The sequence below is a fragment of the Streptomyces sp. AB3(2024) genome (genome assembly GCF_041862025.1).
Taxonomy (GTDB): Bacteria; Actinomycetota; Actinomycetes; order Streptomycetales; family Streptomycetaceae; genus Streptomyces.
Map to the genome: position 1 here is coordinate 146,864 of NZ_JBGWAB010000004.1, position 9,655 is coordinate 156,518.

The window sequence follows — 9,655 nt, forward strand, 5'->3', positions numbered from 1 at the left end:
GGCCCCCCTCCCCTCCTCCGCCGCCCGCTCCGGAGGGACGGGCAAGAGGTACGATGGCCCCAAAGGTTTGATCGGACCAGATGGCGGAGAGTGGCGGAGTGGGGGCTGTCGTGCAGGAGCCGACCGGACGCGAGGCGGTGATCCAGCGCCTGCGCGACGTGGGCCTGCGCGTCACGGGACCGCGCCTCGAAGTGCTCCAGGTCCTGGCGGCGGGCGGCCACATGGACGTCGAGTCGATCACGGCCGCCGCCCGCGAGCGGCTCGGGACGCTGACCAGCCAGGCCGTCTACGAGATGCTGCGCCACTTCCTGGAGACCGGCCTGGCGACGAAGTTCGACCGTCCCGCACTGCCCGCCGTCTTCGAGATCGCGGGCCCGCCCCATCAGCACGCGCTCTGCGTGCGCTGCGGCCGGGTGGAGAACGTCGCGGCCGAGGTGCCGGAGCCCACCGACCCCGCGCTCCGCTCCTGGCGGATGGGCGAGGGCGCGGAGATCATCTTCAGGGGGCTGTGCCCCGACTGCCTCCGGGCGGAAGAGGACTAGACCCCTCCTCACCCCGACCGCAAGGGAGTTGGGCCCGCGGGACCGCTCCGGACCGGCTCCGCGGGGGCCGGGTGGCGACCCGCCCGAGGTCACCTGACGCGGAGGCGCGCACCCCAGAGGACCATTGTGACCCCCGTCACATCCGAAACGCGGGGGCACGGGCCCTCCCCCCGGCATGTGCCAAAGTGTGACTGTCGATTCGTAAGAAGAGGGGGTCGCTTCGCGATGGCAACGGGCGACGGCAGGGACGGCATCCAGTCCGCCGACAGGGTGCTGGCGCTCTATCAGGAGCTGCGCCTGCGCGGGGTGTCCAACCTCCACGAGGTCTTCCGGGAACTCGGCCTGGAGCCCGAGGAGTCCGAGAAGTGGCGCGCGGAGCTCGCCTCCCTCGGCCTGATCGTACCGACGGGCACCACCCACGCCACCCGCGACGACCTCCAGTCGGGGGCCTGGGAGCCGGGCCCCGACGCGGTCGCCGTCGTCGATCCGGAGATCGCGCTGCTGCGGATGCTCCAGGGCGAGCGCGAGCGGCTGCGCGAGCACCTGGACCAGTCCGACCGCGCGTACAGCGCGCTGGAGACCCTGGTCGGACGGTTCCTGCGCCCCGGATCGCTGAACGGTTCGGAGGTCGAGGTGGAGATCCTCGACGACTACGGGCGCATCCAGCAGGTGCTGGAGGACATCACGGACGTCATCCGGCACGATCTGACGTCCATGCACGTGACGGCCCTGGTCCGGGAGGTCGCGGACCGGGTGCTCAGTCGCGACCGCCGGCAGATCGACAACGGGGTCCGCATCCGCGCCATCTACCACCAGCGGATCACCACCTCCCCCGAGGCGGTGGAGATGCTCCGCCGCCGCGTCGAGGCCGGTGTCGAGATCAGGCTGTCGCCCGCCGTCCCGATGAACATGATCATCGCGGACCAGCAGTTCGCGGTGCTGCCCGTACACCCCGACGACCGCGGGGCCGGCGCGATCCTGGCCCGCGGCCCGGCCCTCGTCCGTTCCTACCTGGCGCTGTACGAGCACTGTTGGCACGCCGCGACCCCGTACGGCGACGACGTCGCCCCGGAACTCGGCGGCGACGGGCTGTCCGAACAGCAGCGGGCCGCGCTGAAAATGCTCGCCTCCGGCATGAAGGACGAGAAGGTCGCCCGCAATCTGGGAGTTTCCCTGCGGACGGTGAGCCGCATGCTGTCCGAGCTGATGCAGGAAATGGGCGCGTCGAGCCGCTTCGAGGCCGGCGTGCGCGCCCAGCGGCTCGGCTGGCTCGACTGACCCGAAATACCGCCGCAATACTCCGCAACACCCCGGGAACCGGAGAACGGGCCGCGGCGGGGGGCCTGGGAACGGAAAAGGCCCCGCGGTCGCCCGGGGGCGATCACGAGGCTTCGCCCCGCGGCGGCGTGACCGTCAGTCCCAGCCGTTGCCGTCGGTCCGGACCGACGACACAGTGGTGACTGCCGCGGTACAGCAAGGACGGGCGGTGACCGCGGGGCGGGCGGTGGCGGGCGTTCCGGTGGCGTGCGCAGCGGACATGATTTCCTCCAGGAATTCAGAACGTCAATTCCGTCTCCGGGGATCCGTGCCGCCGGTATTCCTTCGAAGACATCTCCATTGTCCTACGGAATCCACGACCGGGTCGGATTCCTGTAGCGCCTCTGAGGCAGAACTGAAGTCCGGGGCCCGGCATTCCGGGCGGAGTTCATACAGACGTTACGCCTGCGCACCTTTGGTCAGCCCAAAAGAGCTGTTAGGGTGGGCTTCCGGCCTTCTCGGCCCTCCAGGAGAGAGGCGCCGGCGAGGCAGGAGCGTGCCGTCGCTCCTGCCTCACCCGTATCCGCCGCCGTCCGCTCCTCGCGCAGTACGTCCCGGTACACCTCCAGCGTCCGGGCCGCCGCGGCTCGCCAGCTCAACGCCCGCGCGTGCCGCACCGCCGCCTCCCCCATCGCGGCGCCCGCCGCCGGGTGTTCGGCGAACCAGCGCAGCCAACGGGCGTACTCGACCGGGTCGTTGCCGTGCACCAGCACTCCCGTCACCCGGTCGCGCACGGCGGTCGGCAGTCCGCCGACCGCCGAGGCCAGGACCGGGGTCCCGCATGCCTGCGCCTCCAGCGCGACCAGCCCGAACGACTCGCTGCGGGAGGGCACCAGCAGGACGTCCGCCGCCCGGTACCAGTCGGCCAACTCGCCCTGTGGCACGGGCGGGTGGTGCCGCAGAACGTCCGACACCCCGAGCTCCCGGGCCAGTTCCCAGGCATCACCGCGCGGCCCGGCGCCCGAGTCCCCGCCCACCACCGCGACGAGCGTCCGCTCGCGCAGCCCCGGTGCGTCCGCCAGCAGGCGGGCGATCGCGCGCACCATCACGTCGGGCCCCTTGAGGGGCTGGATCCGGCCCGCGTACAGCGGGACGAACGCGTCGGCGGGCAGACCGAGCCGGGCCCGCGCCGCGGCCCGGCCCCGGCCGGGGCCGAACGTGCGCAGGTCGACGCCCGGCCGGACGATCTCGGTACGACGGGCCTCCGCCCCGTACAACTCCACCAGCGCCCACGCCTCTTCGCCCGTGTTCGCGATCAGCCGGTCGGCGGAGCCGACCACCTGGTGCTCGCCGCGCACGCGCAGCTCCGGCTCGGGGGTGTCGCCGTCGGCGAGGGCCGCGTTCTTCACCCGGGCCAGGGTGTGGGCGGTGTGCACGAGCGGGATCCGCCAGCCGGCGGCGGCGATGCGGCCCGCCTGGCCGGAGAGCCAGTAGTGCGAGTGGATCAGGTCGTAGCGCCGCCGCTCCTTGAGCAGCGCCAGCGAGAACGGCACCACGAGGGCGGGCATGTCCTCCTTGGCCAGGGCCGCGCGCGGGCCCGCCTCCAGATGGCGCACCCGGACCCCGGGGGCGAGGAGGTCCCGGGGCGGGCGGGCCTCGCCCCGGCAGCGGGTGAACAGGTCGACCTCGACGCCCTGTTCGGCGAGCGCGCGGGAGAGCTGGACCATGTAGACGTTCATGCCGCCCGCGTCCCCGGTGCCGGGCTGGTGCAACGGCGAGGTGTGGACGCTGAGCATGGCAACGCGCAAGGACACGTGGGGCTCCTACGGGGAAGGGCCACGTGCGCCCGCCGCCACCGGGCGACCGGCGCGCGGTCACGCGGCGAAGGAGGGATTCTGTCGTCGTGCAGTCGTGCGGTGCCGGGCCGCCTCTCCGGGCCGGGCGGCCGGAGCCGGTCAGAAGCCGAACACCGGCCCCGAGGGCGGGGCCAGCCGGGTGCCCGGCGCGGGCGGGGCGAGCGCCTCGGCCCGGACCGGGCCCCCCGCTTCCGTGCGCAGGGCCGCGGCGAGCCGGTCGGCGCCCTCCGGCATCACCGGGCGGGCCCAGGCGCCGAGGGCGCGGGCCACGGCCAACTGAGCCGCGAGCACCGGCAGATGCCGGCCGCCGGGGGTGGGGCGGTGCGCCTCGTGCGCGTTGACGTGGCCGAAGTCGGACACCGACCGCACCATCTCGTCGAGCAGCGCGACCGCCCTGCGGGGGTCGAAGGCCTCCGGCGAGTAGGCCTCGCGCAGGTCTTCCAGCCCGCGCAGCAGCCTGCGCTCCAGCACCTCCCATCCGGTGCCGCCGGGCAGCGCCTCCGGTACCCGTCCGGAGCTCTGCTCGCGCACGGCGGCGAACAGCCGGGACAGCCAGCTGTTCCAGCTCTCGTCCAGCTCGCGGCGGGCGGCGGCGAGCCGCTCAGGGTCGAAGGCGGTGCGGCGGCCCAGCGGCCGGGCCTGCAGGACGTGCCGGCGCAGGGTGTCCGACCCGTACTCGGTGATCAGGTCCAGCGCCCAGGCCTTCTGGCCGGTGCCCCAGACCAGCGCCTCGTCCTCGATGACGTACGCCTCGTTCACGCAGAAGTGCTGCGGCAGCTTGACGCCCCGGGCGAACAGCAGGACCGGCAGCAGGACGGCGTGGCAGAAGGCGTGGCCGAAGCCGCAGAAGTGGATGGCCCGCTCGGGCAGCGGGCGCTCGCCGTGGCCGAAGAGGTGCATCGCGGCGGCCTCGAAGCAGCCGTCGATGCGGTGTTCGGGGAAGCCGTCCACCGGGACGGGCAGCCCCCACTCGGCGGGGTGGGCCACCGCGATGTCCGGCAGCCCGTCCTCGACGAGCGACTCGCACAGCGCGGCCAGGCGCGGCGGCAGCCCGGTGGCGGCCCAGTACTCGGCGAGCGCCTCGCGGTGCGGCTCCAGCGGGATGTAGAGGCGGCGGCAGCGTCTGGGCACGGCCGGGGTGCCGCACTGGGCGCAGCGCGGCCCCAGCAGGTCCCCGCCGTCGTTGGGGCGGGCGCACTCGTGGCACATGCCGCCGTCGCTGACGGCCGCGCAGTGTGGGCAGGAGCCGGTGACGTGCGCTCCGTGGAGGAAGCGCCCGCAGGGTTCGCACCAGGGCGTCAGGCGGGTGCGGGCGGCGATGACCCCGTCCGCGTACAGCCGCCGGAAGAGGTCGCCCAGCCAGCGCGCGTAGCCCCGGTCCTGGCGCGGGCGGACGATGTGGTCGAACTCGACGCCCGAGCGCAGCCAGTCCGCCGTGATCGCGGCGCGGTACCCCTCGGCCACCTCCTCCGGCTTGCGCCCCGCGCGGAGCGCCCGGACGTGGACGGAGCTGGTGTGATCGGCGGTACCGGTGGTGAACAGGACGGGTTCGCCCTCGGCCCTGAGGTACCGGGACAGCACGTCCGCCGCGACGTACGGTCCGGCGAGGTGGCCGACGTGAAGTTCGCCGTGGGTGGCCGGCGGGGTCGCGGTGATCCAGACGGGGGTGCTCATGGGACCTCCTTGACGCTGAGGTGCGAAGTACGCAGCGAGGCTCGGAACGGAAGGGGCGTGACCCCTCCCCGCTCCGCACGGCGCACGAGGGGGGCGGCGGAAGCGGAGGAGAGCGGGGTGTCCACCTCAGAGTGACAGAGAAACGAACCGCGCGGTCTGGTATTGGCTTGCGCGTTCACGCCGTTGCGCGGACACGCCAGACGGGCGGCCGGGCGGGTGGCCGGGCGGGACCCGCCGGACCGGCGCGTGGCGTACTCGCGACATGACGCCTGTACGCCAAAGGGGCCGCCTTGCGGCCCACGGCCGCGCCCAACAGGCTGACGGCATGGAACACTTCGCGACCGATCGCATAGACCGCAGCGCCCCCGAATCCCTGCTGGTCGTGGCCGCGCACCCGGACGACATCGAGTTCTGCGTGAGCGGGACGGTCATGCGGTGGATCGCGCAGGGCACCACCCGCGTCACGTACTGCATCGTCACGGACGGCGGCGCCGGCGGGTACGACGAACAGCTCCCCCGCCAGGCCATGGGCGACCTGCGCCGCGCCGAGCAGGTGCATTCGGCCAAGCGCAGCGGCGTCGACGACGTCCGCTTCCTCGGCTACCCCGACAGCTACGTGGAGGCCGGCGTGGAGCTGCGCCGCGACCTGTGCCGGGTGATCCGGCAGGTCCGCCCGCAGCGCGCCGTCATCCCGAGCCCGGAGATCAACTGGTCCCGCATCGCCGACCTGCACCCCGACCACCGGGCGGTGGGCGACGCCGCGCTGCGGGCGATCTACCCGGAGGCGCGCAATCCGTTCGCGCACCCGTCGCTCCTCAAGGAGGAGGGCCTGGAGCCGTGGATCGTGCCGGAGCTGTGGCTGATGACGGGCCCGACGCCCAATCAGTACATCGACGTCACACCCGTCTTCGACCGCAAGGTGGAGGCCCTGCGCATCCACACCTCGCAGACCGCGCACTTCGACGATCTCGCGGGGCTGCTGCGGGAATGGCTGGGCGAGCACGCGCGGGCGGCGGGGTTGCCCCCGGGCCGGATGGCGGAGGCCTTCCAGGTCGTGCGGATCGACTGAGTCCCGCCCCCCCTCCTGATCGGTGGGGGCGGGACCCGTCGGTTCCGGCGCTCACCGGTAGATGAGCAGCTCCGCCTCGGTCGCGCCCACCAGCGCGTAACGCGTCGCGACCAGCGGGCGGCCCGAGTAGAGGCGGATCAGCGTCGTCGCGTCGCCGTCAAAGCGGGCGGCGGGACGGCTGGGCTCCTCACCGCCGAGGACCAGCGGCCCGGTGTGGCCGTCGACGGCCGCGACGAGCCGGGGCGTGCCCCGCTTGCGGCTGGTGGTGCCGAGCAGGGGCAGGGCGAGCGCCAGTCCGTCGCCGCCGTACGCCCCCGGCTCCCCCCACGCGTCACGGACGTCGCCCGCGTGGATCCACTCCCCCAGGGCCACCGCGTCCAGCGTGCCGTCGCCCGCGGCGATGGCCGCGCCGGCCTCACTGAGCCCGCGTTCCAGCTCGTCCACGATCCGGCCCACCGGCCAGTCCGCCCTCTCGGCCACGTCGGCGGCGTTGGCGGGGGGCAGGAAGACCCCCTCCTCCAGCCGCCCCTCGACGATCCGTACGAGGGCGGCCGCACAGTGGGCGAGGACGTCCCGCACGGTCCACCCCGGGCAGGCGGTGCGCAGCCCGTACGAGGCCTCGGGCGCACGGCGCAACAGCGGAAGCAGTGCGTCGCGTTCGGTGCGCAGCAGGAGGTCCGGGAGCCAGGGATCACGTACTGCTTCGTCGACGCTGTCCATGGCCGTCAGTAGCGGTAGTGGTCGGGCTTGTACGGGCCCTCGACGTCGACGCCGATGTAGGCGGCCTGTTCGGGGCGCAGGGTGGTGAGCCTGACGCCCAGCGCGTCGAGGTGGAGGCGGGCGACCTTCTCGTCGAGGTGCTTGGGGAGCACGTAGACGTCGGTCGGGTACTCCGAGGGCTTGGTGAAGAGCTCGATCTGGGCCAGGGTCTGGTCCGCGAAGGAGTTCGACATCACGAAGGACGGGTGGCCGGTCGCGTTGCCGAGGTTGAGGAGGCGGCCCTCGGAGAGGACGATGAGGACCTTGCCGTCGGGGAACTTCCAGGTGTGGACCTGGGGCTTGACCTCGTCCTTGACGATGCCCTCGATCTTGGCCAGGCCGGCCATGTCGATCTCGTTGTCGAAGTGGCCGATGTTGCCCACGATGGCCTGGTGCTTCATCTTGGCCATGTCGGCGGCCATGATGATGTCCTTGTTGCCCGTGGTCGTGATGAAGATGTCGGCGATCTCCACGACGTCGTCGAGGGTGGCGACCTGGTAGCCGTCCATCGCCGCCTGCAGGGCGCAGATCGGGTCGATCTCGGTGACGATGACGCGGGCGCCCTGGCCGCGCAGGGACTCGGCGCAGCCCTTGCCGACGTCGCCGTAACCGCAGACGACCGCGACCTTGCCGCCGATCAGGACATCGGTGGCACGGTTGATGCCGTCGATGAGGGAGTGGCGGCAGCCGTACTTGTTGTCGAACTTCGACTTGGTGACGGCGTCGTTCACGTTGATCGCGGGGAAGAGGAGGGTGCCGGCCTGGTGCATTTCGTAGAGGCGGTGGACGCCGGTGGTGGTTTCTTCGGTGACGCCGCGGATCTCGGACGCGAGGGCCGTCCAGTCGATGCCGGTCTTCGCCAGCAGGCCCAGGACCAGGGCCATTTCCTCGTTGTCGGCGGTGGACGGGTCCGGGACCGCGCCGGCCTTCTGGTACTCGACGCCCTTGTGGACCAGCAGGGTGGCGTCACCGCCGTCGTCGAGGATCATGTTCGGGCCGGAGTGGCCGGGCCAGGTCAGCGCCTGCTCCGTGCACCACCAGTACTCCTCCAGCGTCTCGCCCTTCCAGGCGAAGACCGGGATCCCGGCGGCGGCGATGGCGGCGGCCGCGTGGTCCTGCGTCGAGTAGATGTTGCACGACACCCAGCGGACCTCGGCGCCGAGGGCGACGAGGGTCTCGATCAGGACAGCGGTCTGCACCGTCATGTGCAGCGAACCGGTGATCCGCGCGCCGGCCAGCGGCCGCGCCTCGGCGTACTCCCGGCGGATCGACATCAGACCCGGCATCTCGTGCTCGGCCAGGGTGATCTCCTTGCGGCCGAAAGCGGCGAGGGAAAGGTCGGCGACCTTGAAATCCGTGAATGCGGCGGTCATGCGGTGCGCTCCTTGAAGGTGTCCGGCATCGGAGGTCATCTGCGGCCTCCCGCGTTGAAGTAATTGGCTTCGGGGTGGTGGACGACCAGAGCATCCGTGGACTGCTCGGGGTCGAGCTGGAACTCCTCCGAGAGGTGGACGCCGATCCGCTCCGGCCGGAGCAACTCGGCGATCTTCGCCCGGTCGGCGAGTTCGGGGCAGGCCGGGTAGCCCAGGGAGTAGCGGCAGCCCTGGTACTCGGTGCGGAACATGCCGTCGACCGAGGCCGGGTCCGACCCGTCGATGCCCAGTTCGGTACGGACGCGGGCGTGCCAGTACTCGGCCAGGGCCTCGGCGAGCTGGACGGACAGGCCGTGCAGTTCCATGTAGTCGCGATAGGCGTCGGCGGCGAAGAGACGGGCCGTCTCCCGGCCGATGCGACTGCCCACGGTGACCACCTGGAGGGCGACCACGTCGACCTCTCCGGAGTCCTCGGGGCGGAAGTAGTCCGCGAGGCACAGGCGGCGGCCGCGGCTCTGGCGCGGGAAGGCGAACCGGCTCCGCTCGCCCCCGTCCTCGTCGAGGACGATCAGGTCGTCGCCCTTGGAGACACAGGGGAAGTAGCCGTAGACCACAGCCGCTTCGAGGAGCCGGTCCGTGTGCAGGCGGTCCAGCCAGCCGCGCAGGCGAGGACGGCCCTCGACCGCGATCGACTCGGACGACTTGAGGCCCCACTGGCCCTTGAAGAGCGCCTGCTCGTCGAGCCAGTCCGCGTACTCCTTGAGCTGGATCCCCTTGACGACCCGGGTGCCGAGGAAGGGCGGCTCGGGCACCGGGTGGTCGACGGACACGTCCGAGCGGCCGGCCGGTTCGGGTTCCCGTACGTCGAGGACGGCGCCGCGCCGGGCCACCCGGCGCTGTTTGAGGGGTGGGAGGGTGGCGCCGGGGACGCCGCGTTTGATACCCATGAGGGCGTCCATGAGGCGCAGTCCTTCGAAGGCGTCGCGGGCGTAGCGGACTTCGCCTTCGTAGATCTCGTGGAGGTCCTGTTCGACGTAGGCGCGGGTGAGGGCGGCGCCGCCGAGGATGACGGGGTAGTCGGCGGCGAGCTTGCGCTGGTTGAGCTCCTCCAGGTTCTCCTTCATG

8 protein-coding genes are annotated in these 9,655 nt (G+C 72.4%); 3 read left to right on the forward strand and 5 right to left on the reverse strand.

What is annotated here, in order from left to right:
• Positions 1-98 precede the first annotated feature (98 nt).
• Together ACEPPI_RS03165 and ACEPPI_RS03170 are read left to right on the forward strand one after the other, a co-directional pair.
• The gene (locus ACEPPI_RS03165; protein WP_373913712.1) at positions 99-542 is read left to right on the forward strand and encodes a Fur family transcriptional regulator; all 444 of its coding nucleotides are present in this window, start codon (positions 99-101) and stop codon (positions 540-542) included.
• 225 nt (positions 543-767) lie between these two features.
• Positions 768-1,820 carry a LuxR C-terminal-related transcriptional regulator gene (locus ACEPPI_RS03170; protein WP_373913713.1) on the forward strand — a complete coding sequence of 351 codons (1,053 nt, stop codon included), beginning with the start codon at positions 768-770 and terminating at the stop codon, positions 1,818-1,820.
• A 458-nt stretch (positions 1,821-2,278) separates the two neighbouring features.
• On the opposite strand, the gene mshA is transcribed toward ACEPPI_RS03170, so the two are convergent.
• Positions 2,279-3,595: a D-inositol-3-phosphate glycosyltransferase gene (gene mshA, locus ACEPPI_RS03175; RefSeq protein WP_373913720.1), complete on the reverse strand. Its 1,317-nt coding sequence runs from the start codon at positions 3,593-3,595 to the stop codon at positions 2,279-2,281.
• 159 nt (positions 3,596-3,754) lie between these two features.
• Complete coding sequence (locus ACEPPI_RS03180) at positions 3,755-5,329, reverse strand: class I tRNA ligase family protein (protein WP_373913714.1); 1,575 nt, start codon at positions 5,327-5,329, stop codon at positions 3,755-3,757.
• Positions 5,330-5,654: 325 nt separating this feature from the next.
• On the opposite strand from ACEPPI_RS03180, the gene ACEPPI_RS03185 reads away from it, so the two are divergent.
• The gene (locus ACEPPI_RS03185; protein ID WP_030237734.1) at positions 5,655-6,398 is read left to right on the forward strand and encodes a PIG-L deacetylase family protein; all 744 of its coding nucleotides are present in this window, start codon (positions 5,655-5,657) and stop codon (positions 6,396-6,398) included.
• 51 nt (positions 6,399-6,449) lie between these two features.
• On the opposite strand, the gene ACEPPI_RS03190 is transcribed toward ACEPPI_RS03185, so the two are convergent.
• From ACEPPI_RS03190 to ACEPPI_RS03200, 3 genes are all read right to left on the reverse strand, one after another.
• Positions 6,450-7,118 (reverse strand): maleylpyruvate isomerase family mycothiol-dependent enzyme, encoded by a 669-nt coding sequence (locus ACEPPI_RS03190; RefSeq protein WP_373913715.1) that lies wholly within the window; start codon positions 7,116-7,118, stop codon positions 6,450-6,452.
• Positions 7,119-7,123: 5 nt separating this feature from the next.
• Positions 7,124-8,530 carry an adenosylhomocysteinase gene (gene ahcY, locus ACEPPI_RS03195; protein WP_373913716.1) on the reverse strand — a complete coding sequence of 469 codons (1,407 nt, stop codon included), beginning with the start codon at positions 8,528-8,530 and terminating at the stop codon, positions 7,124-7,126.
• Between the two features lie 35 nt (positions 8,531-8,565).
• Positions 8,566-9,655, reverse strand: a 1,090-nt coding sequence (locus tag ACEPPI_RS03200) for a vitamin B12 dependent-methionine synthase activation domain-containing protein (protein ID WP_373913717.1), incomplete at its 5' end; no start/stop codon positions are given.

What these genes read in the sequence shown, in the direction of transcription:
- mshA (WP_373913720.1), bottom strand. Translation starts at nt 3,595, where the DNA reads ATGCTCAGCGTCCACACCTCGCCGTTGCACCAGCCCGGCACCGGGGAC.
- ACEPPI_RS03190 (WP_373913715.1), bottom strand. Translation starts at nt 7,118, where the DNA reads ATGGACAGCGTCGACGAAGCAGTACGTGATCCCTGGCTCCCGGACCTC.
- ahcY (WP_373913716.1), bottom strand. Translation starts at nt 8,530, where the DNA reads ATGACCGCCGCATTCACGGATTTCAAGGTCGCCGACCTTTCCCTCGCC.
- ACEPPI_RS03180 (WP_373913714.1), bottom strand. Translation starts at nt 5,329, where the DNA reads ATGAGCACCCCCGTCTGGATCACCGCGACCCCGCCGGCCACCCACGGC.
- ACEPPI_RS03170 (WP_373913713.1), top strand. Translation starts at nt 768, where the DNA reads ATGGCAACGGGCGACGGCAGGGACGGCATCCAGTCCGCCGACAGGGTG.
- ACEPPI_RS03185 (WP_030237734.1), top strand. Translation starts at nt 5,655, where the DNA reads ATGGAACACTTCGCGACCGATCGCATAGACCGCAGCGCCCCCGAATCC.